General features: G+C 34.4%; 17 protein-coding genes. 11 read left to right on the top strand and 6 right to left on the bottom strand.

Going from position 1 to position 18518, the window contains the following annotated elements; genetic code table 11:
• Positions 1-3 precede the first annotated feature (3 nt).
• From P6733_RS10860 to P6733_RS10890, 7 genes are all read left to right on the top strand, one after another.
• Positions 4-606, top strand: a complete 603-nt coding sequence (locus tag P6733_RS10860) for an HPP family protein (protein ID WP_306352897.1) — start codon at positions 4-6, stop codon at positions 604-606.
• A gap of 49 nt (positions 607-655) precedes the next feature.
• Positions 656-1045, top strand: coding sequence for an SMU1112c/YaeR family gloxylase I-like metalloprotein (gene gloA2 / locus P6733_RS10865; RefSeq protein WP_306352898.1), 390 nt, complete (start codon positions 656-658; stop codon positions 1043-1045).
• Between the two features lie 164 nt (positions 1046-1209).
• A complete protein-coding gene (locus tag P6733_RS10870) occupies positions 1210-1761 on the top strand; it encodes an IS1096 element passenger TnpR family protein (RefSeq protein ID WP_306352899.1) in 552 nt (183 codons plus the stop codon).
• Positions 1762-1861: 100 nt separating this feature from the next.
• Positions 1862-2920, top strand: coding sequence for a nucleoid-associated protein (locus P6733_RS10875; RefSeq protein ID WP_306352901.1), 1059 nt, complete (start codon positions 1862-1864; stop codon positions 2918-2920).
• Positions 2921-3067: 147 nt separating this feature from the next.
• Positions 3068-6142, top strand: a complete 3075-nt coding sequence (locus P6733_RS10880) for a PAS domain S-box protein (protein ID WP_306352903.1) — start codon at positions 3068-3070, stop codon at positions 6140-6142.
• Positions 6143-6154: 12 nt separating this feature from the next.
• Positions 6155-6562, top strand: coding sequence for a response regulator (locus P6733_RS10885; RefSeq protein ID WP_306352905.1), 408 nt, complete (start codon positions 6155-6157; stop codon positions 6560-6562).
• Between the two features lie 63 nt (positions 6563-6625).
• Positions 6626-8461, top strand: coding sequence for a BamA/TamA family outer membrane protein (locus tag P6733_RS10890; RefSeq protein ID WP_306352906.1), 1836 nt, complete (start codon positions 6626-6628; stop codon positions 8459-8461).
• A 2-nt stretch (positions 8462-8463) separates the two neighbouring features.
• On the opposite strand, the gene P6733_RS10895 is transcribed toward P6733_RS10890, so the two are convergent.
• Positions 8464-9507 (bottom strand): hypothetical protein, encoded by a 1044-nt coding sequence (locus tag P6733_RS10895; protein WP_306352907.1) that lies wholly within the window; start codon positions 9505-9507, stop codon positions 8464-8466.
• A gap of 94 nt (positions 9508-9601) precedes the next feature.
• Between P6733_RS10895 and P6733_RS10900 the strand changes: the two genes are divergently transcribed.
• The 4 genes from P6733_RS10900 to P6733_RS10915 all read left to right on the top strand — a co-directional run bounded on the left by P6733_RS10900 (position 9602) and on the right by P6733_RS10915 (position 14167).
• On the top strand, positions 9602-10501 hold the full coding sequence (locus P6733_RS10900) for an ABC transporter ATP-binding protein (protein ID WP_306352908.1): 900 nt from the start codon (positions 9602-9604) through the stop codon (positions 10499-10501).
• Between the two features lie 50 nt (positions 10502-10551).
• Positions 10552-11391 carry an ABC transporter permease gene (locus P6733_RS10905; protein ID WP_306352909.1) on the top strand — a complete coding sequence of 280 codons (840 nt, stop codon included), beginning with the start codon at positions 10552-10554 and terminating at the stop codon, positions 11389-11391.
• Positions 11392-11407: 16 nt separating this feature from the next.
• The gene (locus P6733_RS10910; RefSeq protein WP_306352911.1) at positions 11408-13696 is read left to right on the top strand and encodes a T9SS type B sorting domain-containing protein; all 2289 of its coding nucleotides are present in this window, start codon (positions 11408-11410) and stop codon (positions 13694-13696) included.
• Positions 13697-13804: 108 nt separating this feature from the next.
• On the top strand, positions 13805-14167 hold the full coding sequence (locus P6733_RS10915; RefSeq protein ID WP_306352912.1) for a hypothetical protein: 363 nt from the start codon (positions 13805-13807) through the stop codon (positions 14165-14167).
• Between the two features lie 99 nt (positions 14168-14266).
• Here P6733_RS10915 and P6733_RS10920 read toward each other — a convergent pair whose 3' ends face one another.
• From P6733_RS10920 to typA, 5 genes are all read right to left on the bottom strand, one after another.
• Positions 14267-14503: a hypothetical protein gene (locus P6733_RS10920; protein ID WP_306352913.1), complete on the bottom strand. Its 237-nt coding sequence runs from the start codon at positions 14501-14503 to the stop codon at positions 14267-14269.
• 3 nt (positions 14504-14506) lie between these two features.
• Positions 14507-14704: a hypothetical protein gene (locus tag P6733_RS10925; protein ID WP_306352914.1), complete on the bottom strand. Its 198-nt coding sequence runs from the start codon at positions 14702-14704 to the stop codon at positions 14507-14509.
• Between the two features lie 218 nt (positions 14705-14922).
• A complete protein-coding gene (gene bla / locus P6733_RS10930) occupies positions 14923-15840 on the bottom strand; it encodes a class A beta-lactamase (RefSeq protein WP_306352915.1) in 918 nt (305 codons plus the stop codon).
• 165 nt (positions 15841-16005) lie between these two features.
• Positions 16006-16452 (bottom strand): bleomycin resistance protein, encoded by a 447-nt coding sequence (locus tag P6733_RS10935; protein ID WP_306352916.1) that lies wholly within the window; start codon positions 16450-16452, stop codon positions 16006-16008.
• Positions 16453-16579: 127 nt separating this feature from the next.
• Entirely contained in the window at positions 16580-18376 is a 1797-nt protein-coding gene (gene typA / locus P6733_RS10940) for a translational GTPase TypA (RefSeq protein ID WP_306352917.1), read from the bottom strand.
• Positions 18377-18518: the final 142 nt, after the last annotated feature.

Here is an 18518-nt window from a genome sequence, read left to right on the forward strand (position 1 = left end):
ACCATGCCCATTAAAAAGATAAAAAAGAATTACCGTAAAGCCCGATACATTTTATACAAGGAGACTCTTGTTGATTATAAAGAGCACTTTTGGGCATTTTTAGGATCATTCATTGGCTTAGGTATTATTACTTTTTTAGAATATAGAGTTTTCCCAGAATCTGATTTAGTCTTTTTAATTGGATCATTTGGTGCCTCTTGTGTTTTGGTATATGGTGTAATACAAAGTCCTTTGGCACAGCCGCGTAATCTTATAGGCGGTCATGTCGTTTCGGCTATAATTGGAGTAACGATACAAAAATTAATTCCAGACCTTATCTGGATTAGCGCTCCTCTGGCTGTATCATTATCAATTGTGATGATGCAAATTACCAAAACCTTGCATCCACCTGGAGGTGCTACTGCGTTGATTGCGGTAACGGGTTCTCAGGAAATAAAAAACTTAGGCTATTGGTATGTTGTATCTCCTGTATTGAGTGGAGCTTTAATCTTATTGGTTGTAGCTTTAATTTTCAATAACATGACTTCAAATCGTCACTACCCTACGGATAAAAGATTTACACGCAATGGTCGCCGTTGGTATCATATAACCAAAAGATCGTCCTAAAGTAGGATTCATTTTGTAGTTTAGTAAACCTATCTAATACATCATCTATATGCTACAGATTAACAAAATTCATCATATTGCTATTATCTGTTCTGATTATGAAACATCCAAAAAGTTTTATACAGAGGTATTAGGTTTTACAATACTACGAGAAGAATACCGAAAAGAGCGACAATCCTATAAACTAGATTTAGCCTTAAATGGGCATTATAGCCTTGAATTATTTTCTTTTCCAAATCCACCGCATCGTATTTCAAGACCTGAAGCAACAGGTTTACGTCACCTTGCTTTTGAAGTAGATAGTATAACGACTACCATAGATTATTTGAATACCCATCACATCATATCAGAACCAATCCGAATAGATGACGTTACACAGAAAAGATTTACCTTCATTAGTGATCCCGATCTACTACCGATTGAATTCTACGAAAAATAATATCTTTTTCAAATCTATTATATCCCCTTGATTAGATAATATTTATCCTATTCTCTCGTGATTTTATTAACCATAATAAAATCAATGTTCAAAAAACTTATACGATCCGATAAAAAGAAAAAGGATTATAACGTACCTTTACCTCCTCAATAAAAAAACAGAATATGGTATATAAATTCAGAGTAATTCTCGATGCTGAAGAAGATATTTTTAGAGACATCGCGATTATGGACAACGCAACTTTAGAAGATTTCCACAACGCTATTGTGAATGCTTTTGGTTTTGATGGAATGGAGATTGCTTCTTTTTACACGTGTGATGAAACATGGACGCAGGAAGATGAAATTTCACTTTTTGACACAGGAGATGTTGCTGGTGAACAAAAAATAATGAGTGATTATGCGCTTTCGGATTTATTAAATGAAGACAACACTAAATTAATTTATGTGTATGATTTCTTGAATATGTGGACGTTCCTAATTGAACTTGCTGCTATTGAAGAAACACCAGAACCAGGTGAACGTTATCCTCACCTACTTTTCTCTCATGGTGAATTACCTATAGAAGCTCCAGAAAAAGATTTCAATGACACTACGGTTTCAAAAGATGATATCTATGGTGACTTCGAAGATGATTTCGATGAAGATGATATGGACATGTTTGGTGATAATAATGATTCTTTTGAAGATTTCGGTTTTGAAGAAAACTGGAATTAATAGAGTATATCTATAAACCGAAAGTATTTAAATACTATACTTTCAAGACATAAAAAACGTTCTTTTTCATAGTTCTTTTATCAATAACTCAAAATATACAATGATTAACTTATACAATACCCACATTGAAACACTTTCTATTCACAGAGTAGGAAACAAAAGTAGAAATGAAGCCATTTTCTTATCAGAGCAGCCTTATAACTTAAATGATGAGATTACCCCATTGATAAAAGAATTTTTCTTTAAACCTTTTAGAGATAAAGAGGAAAACTATTTCCAATTTGCTCATGATGTACATTTAGATTATCACGACATGTATAACCTTGCTACTGAGATTTTTAACGCTCCTGCAACATTACATGAAGTTTCTAAAAAAATAACAAAACACTTGTTTGAGCAATCAAATCATCCTCACATTAAAAATGGAGAAGTGTATGTTACTTACTTAACAAACTTGAGTATTGATAACAATGTGGTTGATGCTATTGGTATTTTCAAAAGTGAATTAAAAAATGATTTCCTTCAGTTCGAAGAAAAAGAGACAACCCTTGAAATGATTCTTCAACAAGGAGTAAGTTTAAACAAATTGGACAAAGGATGTATCATCTTCAATTACAAGAAAGAAGAAGGATATAAAATATTGACAATTGATAGTAACCGTTACGATGCTCGTTATTGGTTAGAGCATTTCCTTTCGGTAGATGCATTCCAAGATGAAAACTTCATCACGAAGAAATATTTAAAATTCTGTCAGGATTTTGCTAAGGATGTTGTACTTCCTGCAGAAGACAAAAAAGAAGAGGTAATGTTCATGAATCGTTCTGTAAATTATTTTGCAAAGAATGATCAGTTTGAAGAAACAAACTTCTTGAATGAAGTAATTGACAACCCTGATTTAATTCCAGAATTCAAAAGTTACAAAGTAGATAAAGGAGAAAAGTACAGTATTGAAGATATTACAAATTTCCCAATTGCAAATACTGCAGTAAGTGATGCAAGAAAGAAAATGAAAAATGTAATTAGTCTTGATACTAATATTCAAATAAAGTTAGATTTCATTAATCCAGAAAGTGCAGAGAAATTTGTAGAAAAAGGATGGGATGAAGAAAAACAAATGTACTATTATCTAGTGTATTTTAATAAAGAGCAAAAAAGCTAAATCTTAACTGTTCTTCAAAAAAAAGCATTTTATCTCTGTTATAAAATGCTTTTTTTTTGTTTACAAATAGCCTAACTACATAAAGTATAATTTCCTACATTTGATAGAGAATAGCGACCCCAAATCGACCAAAACAGACCAAAATGCATGGCAAACAAACTGAAACTATACCTTAAAGCGGCTCAGTCTGCTAAAATTGGTATATGGGAAATTGATTTAAAAGAGAATACCATATACTGGGACATGGTTACGAGAAGTATTCATGAGGTCCCAAGTAATTTTACGCCCTCACCAGACAATACCCTAAGTTTTTATCCCGAAGGACGTGACCAAAGCTTAATCGCAAAGCTTATTTCTGAAAGTATTAAAGAAGGTACTCCATTCAGCGAAAAGTTCAGAATCATCTCTTACAGAGGAAATTTAAAGCATGTTGAGGTAAATTGTCAGGCTGTTTATGAAGATGATCAATGTGTATTACTTGTAGGAACTTTTCAGGATATTACAACAGAACACAATCTTATTAATGAACTTGAGCTAAATGTAGAAAAATTTCATCAGGCCTTTGAATATGCTTCTATTGGAATGGCATTAGTTTCCATTCGAGGAAATTGGTTAAAAGCCAACAAAAGCCTTTGCAATACGTTTGGTTACACCGAAGAAGAACTATCTGGAATTACATTTCAGGAAATAACCCATCCAGATGATTTAGATCTAGATCTCAACTTTAGCAATCAAATGATTCGTAGGGAGATTGAAAATTACCAAATGGAAAAAAGATATTTCCATAAAAACGGGCAAATTGTTTGGGCACATCTAAGTGTCTCTTTAGTATGGAAAGAGGATGAAACACCCTTGTATTTTATCTGTCAAATTAAAGACATTACGGAAAGTAAATTTGTTTCTGAAGCCCTTAACGAAGAGCGTATCCGACTCGCTGGAATTATCGAAGCAACCAATGTAGGTACTTGGGAGTGGGAAGTTCAAACTGGAAAAACTATCCTCAACGAACGTTGGGCCAATATGCTCGGATACAAACTGGAAGAACTTTATCCTATTAATTTTGAAACTTGGGCCAATCTTATGCATCCTGAAGATTTGAAAAACTCTAATATTCAGTTGCAAAAATGCTTTACAAAGGAAATAACTCATCTAGACAATGAGTCTAGAATGAAACATAAAAATGGACATTGGGTATGGATACAACACCGTGGAAAAGTGGTGAATTGGTCTCCTACAAATGAACCTATTTTAATGCTTGGTACGCATACCGATATTACAGAACGCAAAGAAAAAGAAAAAAGATATTCTGCTGTATTCAATTCAACATTTCAATTCACAGGATTACTCACCACAGATGGGACTCTAATTGATGTAAATGAAACCGCTTTAAATTTTGCAGGCATCAAGCAAAAAGAGATTATCGGAAAAAAATTCTGGAAAATCAATTGGTGGAATAAAGCGCCCGAAACAGAAAAACTATTAAAGGAAAACATCAAGAAAGCTGCCAAAGGAGAATTTATACGTTATAATGTTCAAATCAAAGGCATTAAAGGCGTATACATTTGGGTCGATTTCTCTATAAAACCAGTATTCAATGATCAAGGAGAAGTATACTTATTAATTCCCGAAGGAAGAGATATAACACAACAAAAAGCTTCGGCCGATAAAATGCGTCAGCTCTATCTCATTATGGCTGAATCCAAAGATAGTATTACTCAAAGCCTCTTTAATACCTTAAAAACAGGAACTGAATTATTAGGAATGGAAGCTGGTTTTATATCTGAAAACATAGAAAACACCTATAAAATCCTTCATAATTACCCTACTGCACACCCCGTAAAGCCAGGTGATTTTTTTAATCTGGAAGGCTCTTTTTGTGATTTTACACTTAAAAAGAAAGATGTATTTACGATAAATCATGTAAGTATGTCTAAGCTAAAATTACATCCTTATTATCGTAGTATTCAGGTAGAATCTTATATTGGAATCCCACTTCGGGTAAATGGGAAGTTTTATGGAACGCTGACTTTTATTTCAACCCAAATAAAATCTAAAAACTTCGCAGAGAATGATCTAGAATTTATTCGAATGCTTGGGAAATGGGTGAGCACTCTGATTGAAACCAGAACAACAAAAAAAGCACTTGAGGACAGCGAAAAACACTATCGCACATTTTATGAATTATCTCCTATAGGCATTATTCTAATTGATATAGAAACAGGACGATATATTGATGTCAACTCTGCTTTTCTAGATATGGTGGGCTACTCTGAAGAGGAAATCAAAAAATTAAGCTTTTGGGAAATATCCCCTGAAAAATATCGTGACGAGGCCAATCATCATTTGGATCAATTGAAACTTACAGGCAAGTATGGCCCATTTGTAAAAGAGTACATTCATAAATCTGGGCAATTGATTTCTGTTTCTTTAAATGGTGTAAAAATAACCCGTCATAATAATGGTAGTTACATATACTCAACTGTAGAGAATATAACAGATCGAATTGATAAAGAAATTGAGCTCCGTAGCACATTAGATTTAGTGAGTGAACAGAACAAACGCTTACTCAACTTTGCACATATTGTATCCCATAATCTACGTTCACACGCCGGAAATTTTGAGCTTTTATTAAATCTATTGAAGGAAGAAATTAATGAGGATGAGAAAGTTGAATTGGTTGATTTGCTCATTACAAATGCCAATAATCTCCAGGAAACCGTCGAAAATTTAAATGAAGTCGTAAAAATTCAAATTGACATTAAACAGCAATTAAAAGAATTAAATCTATTTGATGAAATTCAAAAAGCAATTCTCACGGTAAACGGCCCAATATCAGACACTAATGCACAAATAAGCATAGTCGTTCCGAAAAACCTTACGTTAAAATACAATCCAGCCTATATGGAAAGTATATTATTGAACGTTCTATCTAATGCCATAAAATATAAAGACCCAAATCGGGACCCTAAAATAGAAGTTAAACTTATTGATGACCCTAATTACATTATCATCACCGTTGAAGATAATGGACTCGGAATCGATTTGGAACAAAATCGACATAAACTGTTTGGTATGTACAAAACTTTCCACCAAAATAAAGATGCCAGAGGCATCGGATTGTTTATTACTAAAAACCAAATTGAGGCACTCGAAGGTAAAATTGAAGTAAGTAGTACTGTAGGAATAGGTACTACATTCAGTATATTCTTGAAAAAACAATAAAAATCAACATCAATGAAAAAAATTGATACAGCCTGTATCGTTGACGATGATAGTATATTTACCTATGGGGTAAAAAAACTGATGGAAATTTCTAATTTCTGTGAACGAATCCTAGTATTTCACAATGGCTTGGATGCTATCCAACATATTAAAGTTTTGATTAATAATAAAGAAACTTTACCCGAAGTACTTTTACTAGATTTAAATATGCCCATCATGGATGGATGGCAATTTCTAGATGAGATCATTAAAATCGAACCCGCCAACAGCATTACTATTTTTATTGTAAGCTCATCCATTGATTCTCATGATCATGAAAAAGCGCTGGAATATAAACGCATTTCAAAGTTTATCATCAAGCCCATACTAAAATCAGATCTGGAAAAAATTTTAACTGAATTTAACAAACCAACTCTTTAAAAATATTTTATTTTGCTGAAATAAGCTTAAATTTAATTCAGATTTATCCTCGAAAAGATACCAATGCAGAAAGTCATAAAAAATAAAATCCTACTTACCTTTTTATTACTTTTTGTATGTCAAATAGTTACATCACAAGAAGTAAAAACAAAAAAGGATAGTATTCAATTTTACAAGAATATTGAGAACTATTCTAAAAAGAGAGGTTTTACGAAATTCATCCATAAATTGATTTTTAGATCGGAACATGAACGAGTTCCTCGAAAAACAAAAAATGCCGAGGTAATTCCTATCCCATCAAAACCGTATGAAGGTAAAATTATTCGTAAAATCAATATTGTTACGCTAGATCCTTTTGGATACTCCGTTCATGATACAGTTCCTCGAAGTCAGCAGTTTCTAGGAAGAGCGGGAAACAAAATTCATATCAAAACGCGAGAAGTCACAATACGAAATTTATTATTATTCGATAAAGGAGATACCTTCGATTCTATCCAAGTTAAAGAATCGGCTCGTTTAATCCGTTCTCAAAGATATACCCGTGAAATATTGATAACTCCAGAAATGGTAAGTACCGATGGCGATTCTGTAGATATAAATATCCGAGTACTGGATACATGGAGTATTATTCCCAAAGGATCCATATCAGGTTCCCGTGTGAATTTTGAACTTACGGATCGGAATTTCCTAGGAATGGGACATACATTTAAGAATCAATATAAAAAACGAATATCAGGAAACAACAGTGCCTTCAACACAAGCTATTTCATTCCAAATATTGCCAATACCTATATCAATACAACTATTGCTTACGATATAGACTTGGATCAAAATTATACGAAAAGCATCAATGTAGAACGCCCTTTCTTCTCCCCTTTAACCCGGTGGGCTGGAGGTATCTATATTGATCAGAAATACCGATTGGATTCGTTAAAAGACATCAGCAATAATTATAGTCTTCAAGGATACCGATACGGCACTCAAGATGCATGGGGTGGATATTCCTTCCCTATTTTCAAAAATGCCAATAACAAAGACCGCTCTACAAACTTGATTGCATCGGCGCGGGTGTTACGCATTCGTTATTCCGAATTACCAGACCCACAATACAATCCTTACAACCAATACCAGAAAGAAAACTTCTATATGGTGGGTGTAGGTATTTCCTCCCGACGATTCGTACAGGATCGATTTGTATTCAACTATGACATCATTGAAGATATACCCACAGGCAGAATTTTTGGAATCACATTAGGGCGACAGATTCGAAATGATACCATACGGAATTACGTAGGAGCAAAATTATCCACTGGAAACTATCATAAATGGGGTTATTTGAGTGTTAGTGCAGAATATGGAACATTCCTCAATAATTCCAATTTAGAGCAGGGAGTAGCCTCCCTAGAAGCCAATTACTTCACGAGTCTTATTGAATGGGGAAATTGGAAATTTAGACAGTTTATCCAACCGAAAGTCATCATAGGAATTAACCGTAAGCCTTATGATCGAATCTCGATTAATGATAATTATGGAATTCCAGGATTTGATGCGATACGACTGGAAGGAACCAAGAAAGTTTTACTTACATTTCAAACGCAATCCTATGCTCCATGGGATGTGGCGGGCTTCCGTTTTGGCCCTTTTCTCACCTGTACCTTTGGGATGCTAGGAAATGAAGATACTGGATTTTCAAAAAGCCAACTCTATTCAGAATTCGGTGTAGGGGTATTAATCAATAATAAATTCTTAATATTCAATACATTCCAATTCTCCTTTGCCTTCTATCCTACTATACCGGGTAATGGTAATAATATATTTAAAACCAATTCGATTAAAACATCTGATTATTCCTTGCATAGCTTTGAATTTGGAAAACCAAATCCGGTTCCTTATCAATAAGCTTAGTACTTTTTATAATTCCGTAGGACAAACTCCAAGGCAACATTTACAATCTGCCCCATCGTTGTACAAGATTTAAAATCCTTGTCCTGCGTATAGTCATACAAAGCTGCTTTGAGTTGATTGACGTTTTCTTCGGGTGCTAAATAATCGTTTTTCATGGCGACAAGCAAACGTTTTATTCTACTCTCGGAAGAAAGGATACGTTTGGCAATAGCCGATCGTTCTTCATTTTTATATTGCTCAATGGAACTTTCCTGTAATTTTTCGGAAACCATTTTCACCATCGTATAATTTTCTTTGAAAAACTGTGGTAGGTATACTCTAAAATTCCCTTCAAAACACTGCTGATCAAAATCAATTGCGCGAATTTTATATACCACGTGGTCAAAATCATGAATCGGGATAATCACATAATTGTACGAACGCATATCTCCCAATAATCGAATCATACAACGTTCATTGAACTTCACAAACTCTTTGGCAATTTGTGCCTTTTCATGAGGTGTACAATCGGGCAATAATGTTTTGATGAATACATCGCCAGCAATGCCAATAATGTGTTCTTCAATCAATGTTTTATTAAATACTAGAAAATTGATTTTATCTGGGGATAATAAATGTTCCAATTCCAACCCGTAAATACGGGAAGCATCTGCTTTTTTAATATAAAAATTAGTGTAATTATCATTTAAGATATTTCGGATTTTTACCCGAAATGGTTTCGAGTTCCCAAAAGTACAGTAGTCAATCGAATCCACGTTGAGGTAAGGAATTGTATCTTCATTACCATCCGAATGCAATAAAGTATAGACTTTTTTCAAATTCAGTTCAATATCCTGACGTTCATATTCTGAGTAATAAACCCGTAACCACAGTGTATCTTGATCATCCTTGTCATACACTACAACCGAACCAGAAAAACGCAATAGATCATCATAGAAAATTGGAATTTCGGTAGTACGATTATAACGCTCCAAATAATCGAAGAGAGTATCATCAATAGGATAAGAAGGCTTTTTATTCAACATTATTGGTTCATCCATAACAGGCAATTTTCTCAAATTTACAATTAATTGACTTTTTTTAGTAACAAATGCTTAAATTGTTCGTCATACTATAAAATAAAAATATACAATTTTGGAAAATATACTATCAATCACGAATCTCAATAAAAATTTTGGTTTACTACAAGCGGTTAAGAACGTTTCATTCGAGATCCAAAAAGGAAATGTATACGGAATTCTAGGCCCTAACGGAAGTGGAAAATCTACTACTTTAGGAATTATCCTAAATGTAGTCAATAAGACTTCTGGTGAATACAGTTGGTTTGGAGGAAATATGCAAACGCATGAAGCCTTAAAAAAAGTAGGTGCAATCATCGAAAGACCTAATTTTTACCCTTATATGAGTGCATATGAGAATTTAAAATTAGTTTGTAAAATCAAAAACATCAACTATTCTAAAATTGATGAAAAATTAGAAATCGTTGGACTTCTAGAACGAAAAGACAGTAGATTCAGTGCTTTCTCACTTGGGATGAAACAACGACTGGCTATTGCTTCTGCGTTATTGAATGATCCGGAAATTCTAATTTTAGACGAACCTACTAATGGATTAGATCCACAAGGAATTCGCCAGATACGAGATATTATTACCCATATTGCTTCACAAGGAACTACTATATTATTAGCCTCTCACCTATTGGATGAGGTAGAAAAAGTATGTAGCCATGTAGTTGTATTACGCAAAGGACAAATATTATATACTGGAACAGTGGACGGAATGGTTGCTAGTGAAGGTTTCTTTGAATTAAGATCGAAAGATCAAGACGCTTTACAAAATGCTTTAAAATCACATTCCGATTTAGACAAGATTGATGATAAAGATGGAAAACTAACCGTTTACTTTAAAAACAATGTTGAGCCAGAAGATCTCAATCGTTATTTGGCCGAAAAAGGAATTTATCTAAGTCATCTTGTAAAACGTAAAACAAGTTTGGAAGAGCAATTCATTCAAATCGTTGCCAATCAACAATAAAAAATTAAAGCCCAAACAAACATTAATTTTCATTTTAATACACAGAAACAATGAACCGTCTCTTTCAAATAGAACTTCAAAAATTATGGAAAAACAAAGCTAGTAGAGTTTTGATCCTATGTTACTTCATATTACTTTCCTTTATTGCATTAATTGCCTCTATAAAATTTGACATTGGTCCAATACAATTTCATTTGGCAGAACAAGGAATTTTCAATTTCCCATACATCTGGCATTTTAATACCTATATCGCAGCCATATTAAAATTATTCCTTGCGATAGTAATCGTTTCGATGATGGCAAACGAATACAGCTACGGAACCCTAAAACAAAATCTTATTGATGGAATGAGCAAGAAAGAATTCATTCTTTCAAAATTCATAACTGCTGTTATGTTGGCCCTTGTTTCGACAATTTTTGTCTTCATTATGTCATTAATCTTGGGACTATGCTTTTCATCCTATACAGAAGTAGGCATAATATTCTCCGATTTAGATTATCTATTAGCCTATTTTGTAAAACTAGTTGCCTTTTTCTCTTTCTGTTTATTCTTAGGAATATTAGTAAAAAGATCGGCTTTTGCCTTAGGATTTCTTTTCCTTTGGAATATTCTGGAAGGAATTATTATGCTGGTTCTAAAAGTGACTATGCCTGCGGAAAGCCAATTATATGCGAAGGTAGGCCAGTTTTTACCATTGGAATCGATGAGTAACCTTATCCTTCAACCCTTCCGAAGACTGTCTGCAGTACAAAACATTGAAACACAAATTACAGGATCGGCATCTACCATAGATTATAGCGTGAACTACTTCCATATATTAATTGTATTAGCATGGACAGCAATATTTGTTATATTATCATACAAATTATTGAAAAAACGAGATTTATAGTATCTTTGCCGGTGCTATGAAGAGAATAAAAAAGCACTATTTAGTTATCCTGTTTTACTGTTTTTCAATCAGTGTATCGGCACAATACATTCAGGTTGATGAAACTACTTATACTGTAGAACAATTAGTTAAGGATGTGCTCGTAAACAGTACTTGTGCACAAGTTTCAAATGTTACAGTAAACGGATGGGACTTTGGGAATGGAGAAAGAAGTTATGGCTATTTTAGCAAAGGGACGAGTAATTTTCCTTTTCAAAATGGAATCGTATTAACTACCGGAAAAGCAAGTGGTGCACAAGGACCCAACAACTCGTTACTCGATGATGGACCTACTTCATGGGGAGGCGATTCGGATTTAGGACAAGCATTAAACATCAGTAACTCGATTAATGCCACTGTTTTAGAATTTGACTTTTTACCCTTAACCAGTAAAATCAGTTTTGATTATATATTTTCATCCGAAGAATATCATGGAGATGCTCCATGCCGTTATTCGGATGGATTTGCTTTTTTATTAAAAAGAGCAAATACGACCGATCCTTATCAAAATCTAGCCGTACTACCCAATTCTAATATTCCGGTAAAAGTAACCAGTGTACATCCCGATATACCGGGAGCATGCTCGGCACAAAATGAACAATATTTTGATGCCTTCAATGGTTTTGAACACCCAACGAATTACAATGGACAAACGGTAGTAATGACAGCCCAATCGGCTGTAATACCAGGAACATTATACCACATCAAATTAGTAATTGCCGATGAGGCAAACATTCGTTACGATTCTGCAATATTCTTAGGCGGCGGAAGCTTCAAAGTAGAAGCTAATCTAGGAAACGATCGATTATTTGCTACCGGCAATCCACTCTGTGAGAATGAAACTCTAACGCTAGATGCGACAGATGCCAATGCTCAAAGTTACCAATGGTACAAGGACAACATCCTACTAACGGGAGAAACAAACCCAACCTATACGGTAACTGCAGCAGGAAAATACAAAGTTGTAATCCCAATATCGGCAACCTGTGTTTCCGATGGTGAAATCACGATTGAATATTCGGCAAAACCCGTTATTCAACCACTCACTTTAGTACAATGTGATGATGATAATGACGGTATCAGCACCTTTAATCTAAACCTTGTAAATCTATCACTAGCAGGAACAAATCCAGATTTAGGTTCGCCAAGTTTTTTTCGAACACTCGCCGAAGCCCAAAGCTTTAGCAATCCAATTACAAACCCTACTACCTACCAAAACACCACTGGAAATACGCTTTATCTAAGAGCTCAAAACCAATATGGATGTTATGGTATCACAACACTTACGCTTGTTGTTTCCAATAATACATTGGTCGCACCAACGCCTTTGGAAAAATGTGATGATGCGGTACAGGATGGATTTTTCAATTTTGATCTTACCGAAAAAAATGCTGAAATCCTAGTTAATCTACCCGCAGGAAACATCGTATATTACAAAACAATGGCTGATGCTCTATCCAGCATCAATCCCATAGGACCACAATACACCAACGAAACAGCTTTTAACCAAACCATTTATGCAAAACTCAATAATGCTCAAATGGAATGCTATGGTATCGTACCACTAAAGCTTGTTGTACACACCTTTGGACAAAACATTACCAATGTTGCCATCCCAATCTGTGAGAGAAGCACCGTAACACTATCTGCGCCCTCAGGATTCACCTATTTATGGTCTACGGGAGCAACCACTCAAAACCTTATTGTAAATACAGCAGGCGTATACACTGTAACACTAACGAATAATTTTGGCTGTACTGCCAACAAAATATTCACGGTTCAAGCCTCAGGAAGAGCCGTAATTACAAGTGTAGACATAGACGACTTTGCAGGAAATCTAAACTCTATTACAATCCATTACACAGGATTAGGCAATTACCAATTCTCAATAGATGGTTTCACCTATCAAGATTCGCCTACCTTTACAGGACTTGTACCGGGTAAATACACGGTATATGTAAAAGATAAAAATGGTTGCGGAATCACGCCAAAAGTGATTTATGTACTCGACTATCCAAAGTTCTTTACACCAAACGGCGATGGATACCACGAAACATGGTCTATCCCATTTTTGCGTCAGCAATACCCCAATGCACAAATTATTATCATGGATCGCTATGGCAAAATAGTGCATGCTAACAAGAGTAGCGGCCTCAACTGGAATGGACAATACAATGGACACCAGCTTCCATCCAGCGACTATTGGTTTATGGTAGAGCTAGAAGATGGCAGAACCATAAAAGGACATTTTGCATTAGTTCGCTAGTCCGAAAAATAATACATAAATTAGCTATTTCTAGACTACAACTAGAAATAAGATACAATCATAATCTACAATCTTAGGTAACTTTGTTATTCCTAAAACCCAAAGATTATGAACACAAGAAAAGATTTACCCGTATGGTATGATGACAGTATTGGAAACAACTGTAACGCTCTTTGGGGCGTAGGACATCTAACCCATGCGGGTTCTTATTTCCTAAATCCAAAGATTATGAATGCACAAAAGAACATTCAAGAAAACAAAATCCAAACGCTAGAAGTGTCCTTTGACAACTATGCCGAAGTATTGGTTATTGTACGAAGTCTAGTCAACACCTGCAAAAATTCCTTACGGCACGAACATCGGAGTGATTACTCAGAAATAAACGACAACTGCCTCGATGTTGCCAATGTATTGGAACTTACCGAAAAATTATTACCCACAACTAACAATTCAGGTTCATTAAACCATTAGAAGCCATTTCCCGCTATTACCTTTATCTCTTCACTCCGTTGCGAGGATATCGGCGCTATCGGGGCTAGAAACAAAAAGAACGTCTGTCGACGTTCTTTTTTATTTTGAAGTAGATTCCTTTAATGCTTTAGTATCCGAAAATATCTTTTTAAACATTGTTATCAAAGTAATCAAAAAATCGAAAGTAAGCAATATCAAAAGCACCGTAGTAGGTATTGCTTTATATGCACTGTCTGCTTCCGAAGGAGGAAAATAGGCTATAATAAAAAATGCAAATGCAATTTTATACAACAACTCCTTTGTAAATCCTATATTCTCTTTATTCTCTGTATTCATAAATTATTTTGTTATGTTTTCTATTGGAACTACTTTACCCTTTATAATTCTAATGGTATCGGGTAATTTTGAAATCTTCGCCTTTGGTTCATGAGCATCCAAACTATAACCCATTTTAGTCAAATCGATAGTTTCACGACTGCTCTGCGTTTTACAACCCATCGTCAAACAAATCACTCCTAATACTATTAGTTTATACATATTGGCTATCATTTAAATATTGCTATCCTAGAATATATTCCATTCATTACCCAAAAGATAGAGGCTAAAAATACTATTTTAGTTCTTATAAAAAAAATAAGCTTATCTCCTAAATTAGAAAATAAACTTACTCCATTTTTACGTTACCTAATTTTTCGAAATCGCCTTTCGTAGCACGATATTTCTAACATTAGAGGTGTAATCCCCCATCAATTTAATTAATGATTTATCGAGTAATGATCCCAAATCACTTTTGAAATTGCAGCAATCACCTTAATACCTCTTTCCTTAGGTCCTTTAAAATCCGACATAAATACAGAAACAGCAAGATGTTTTCCATTAGGTAAAGTGAGAATGCCCATATCGTTGAAAGCCGCCATCATTCCTTGTTTATTTACTCCAGAGGAACCCGTTTTATGGATTAATTCGGTCTTAGCAGGTAAGAGAACCGTAATTCTTTTGCCCCAATCTGGTAATTCTCTCATAATCTGAATTAAAAAATCATTACTTGATTTTGAGAGTAATTTGCCATTATATAAAAGTTCTAATAATTGTAGTCCTGCACCCGGTTTACACCAGTTGTCATATTGTAAAGCCCAATCTTTTTCCATTTCACCTTCTGTATGAACAATAGAAATATCTTTTACCCCTACCGTATGAAGATAATCATTTACTACAGCTGGTCCACCTGCAACCTCATTATATAGAAAATCACAAGCATTGTTATCACTTTTTGAAACCGTATAGGTTAGCAAATCTGCTAAGGTCATATCGAGATCCTGATTTGGAAAATCCTTTATCATTGGACTCCAAGTAGCCGTATCCAATTTCTCTTTAGGGATATGAAACTTTTGGCTGAGCTTTAATTCTCCTTTATCTACCTTTTGCAATATGGCAAATGCAAGTGGGAATTTGAAAACACTCATCATCGGATACCCATGCTTACCGTTAAGGACAAAACCACTTTTGAAATCTAGTCCTTTTACTCCGACACCTATTTTCCCTCCGGTAGTATCGATAATATATTTAATCTTTTCTTGTAATTCTAAAGTTGATTTGCTCTGTTGAGCGAATATAATTTGTGGTATAAGTAGCAACGCTACGAAAATAAAGTTATTCTTTTTTGATTTTTGCATAGGATAAATTTAGATAAATATTTTTTTACTTACTTGACAGACTATCAGCATTGGCAAGAGATTTATATCGAATTAAGACTTGATTCAATATAGTGGGAATGGCAATCCCAAAAGCTACAACCATTAATTTGTTAGCAAAAAGCTAGATTGTGAAAATTGATATTGTTATATCTCTTTAACTAAAGGACGTTCACCCAAATCTTCTATTAGGCGCAAAAGATAACCATCTGGATCTTTCACTAAAAATTGACGTTGTCCAAACTCCACATCATCTGCCGCATACCAACGCACTTCCATTGGAATAAATAAAGGCCAATTCGATTGAGCCAATCTATCCACAATAGCATCCATGTTCTCTACTTCAATCTGAAAATTGATTCCTCGTCCAAATGGTGTTTCTAATTTTGCTGTTTCCCATTCGCGCTCCTGCTCATTGTATTGCTCTAACATAATCTGAGCGCCATTGAGATTGAGATAGGCAAATTTTTCTTCTGGACGATCATAGGCCACTGAAAAACCAATGGTATCACACCAAAAAGCCAAACTTAACGATAAATCCCTCACTACTAATTCCGGAACAAGTTTTGCCCAATCTTCTATTTTTACAGCCATTATTTCTTATATAAACATTCTACTATTTTCAAAGATAAAGCAATAAAGGAAAATCAAAAACTAAAAAATAGAAAACAAAAAAGGCGACCTATACGGGTCGCCTTTTTTTATAATATCAAATGAATGATTAGATTTTGTATCTTTTTCTATCCGTTTCTGTCAAATAGATTTTTCTCAAACGAATAGATTTTGGAGTTACCTCTACATATTCATCTTTTTGAATGTATTCCAAAGCTTCCTCTAAAGAGAAAATGATTGGAGGAATAATTCTTGCTTTTTCATCATTTCCAGAAGAACGAACGTTAGATTGTTTTTTCTCTTTAGTTACGTTGACACACATGTCATCACCACGAGAGTTTTCCCCAATTACCTGACCTTCGTAGATTTCGGCATTTGGCTCAACAAAAAACTTACCACGATCTTGTAATTTATCAATAGAATAAGGAATAGCTTTTCCTTTTTCCATAGAAATTAATGAACCTTTATTACGTCCAGAAATTTCTCCTTTGTAAGGCTCATATCCAATAAAACGGTGTGCCATAATAGCCTCACCAGCTGTTGCAGTAAGTAATTGGTTACGCAATCCAATAATTCCACGTGATGGAATATTAAATTTTATAATCATACGCTCCCCTTTAGTTTCCATACTCAACATTTCTCCTTTACGTTGCGTAACGAACTCTACCGCTCTTCCAGAAAGTGTTTCTGGTAAATCGATTGTCAATTCTTCAATAGGCTCACATTTTTTACCATCAATTTCTTTGATGATAACTTGTGGCTGACCGATTTGCAACTCATACCCTTCTCTTCTCATTGTTTCAATAAGAACAGATAAGTGAAGTACTCCACGACCAAAAACCATGAATTTATCAGCAGAATCAGTTTCACCTAACTTCATCGCTAAGTTTTTCTCTAATTCTTTTGTCAATCTTTCTCTAATATGACGAGAAGTTACAAATTTACCTTCTTTACCAAAGAAAGGTGAGTCATTAATTGTAAATAACATACTCATTGTAGGCTCATCAATAGCAATAGATGCTAAACCTTCTGGGTTTTCAAAATCAGCAATAGTATCACCAATCTCAAATCCTTCAATTCCTATAAGTGCGCAAATATCACCTGCAATTACTTCAGCAACTTTCTTACGACCTAAACCTTCGAAAGTATGAAGTTCTTTAATTTTTGATTTTATAATGGTACCATCTCTTTTTACTAATGAGATGTTCATTCCTTCTGCCAATCTACCTCTTTCTAAACGTCCGATAGCAATACGACCTGTAAATGAAGAGAAATCTAAAGATGTAATCAACATTTGAGGAGTACCTTCAGATACTTTAGGAGCTGGTACATGCTTGATAACCATGTCTAATAATGGCTCGATGTTTTCCGTTTGGTTTCTCCAGTCATCAGACATCCAGTTATTCTTAGCTGAACCGTAAACTGCTGGGAAATCCAACTGCTCTTCAGTAGCACCTAATTCAAACATTAAGTCGAAAACTTTTTCGTGAACTTCTTCCGGAGTACAGTTTTCTTTATCTACCTTATTAATAACTACACAAGGTTTCAATCCTAAATCAATCGCTTTTTGTAAAACGAAACGAGTTTGAGGCATAGGACCTTCAAAAGCATCAACAAGTAAACAAACACCATCAGCCATATTCAATACACGTTCTACCTCACCACCGAAATCGGCGTGACCAGGAGTATCAATAATATTAATTTTAGTGTCTTTATAGATAACTGAAACGTTCTTAGAAGTAATGGTAATACCTCTTTCACGCTCTAAGTCATTATTGTCAAGGATTAAATCCCCTGTGTTTTCGTTTTCACGAAATAACTGACAATGGTACATAATTTTGTCAACCAATGTAGTTTTACCGTGATCGACGTGAGCAATAATTGCTATGTTTCTTATTGATGTCATTTGTATTTTTTTGTGGGTGCAAAGGTACACTTTATTTTTAGATATGAAATATTTTTTAGCAGTAGATTAATCTCTTAATAATTAGTTATCAATACATTAATATAGATTTCGTTATTTTTTCTAAAAATATTCCACTTTCTCA

The organism is Flavobacterium aerium (assembly GCF_030766725.1).
Taxonomy (GTDB): Bacteria; Bacteroidota; Bacteroidia; order Flavobacteriales; family Flavobacteriaceae; genus Flavobacterium; species Flavobacterium aerium.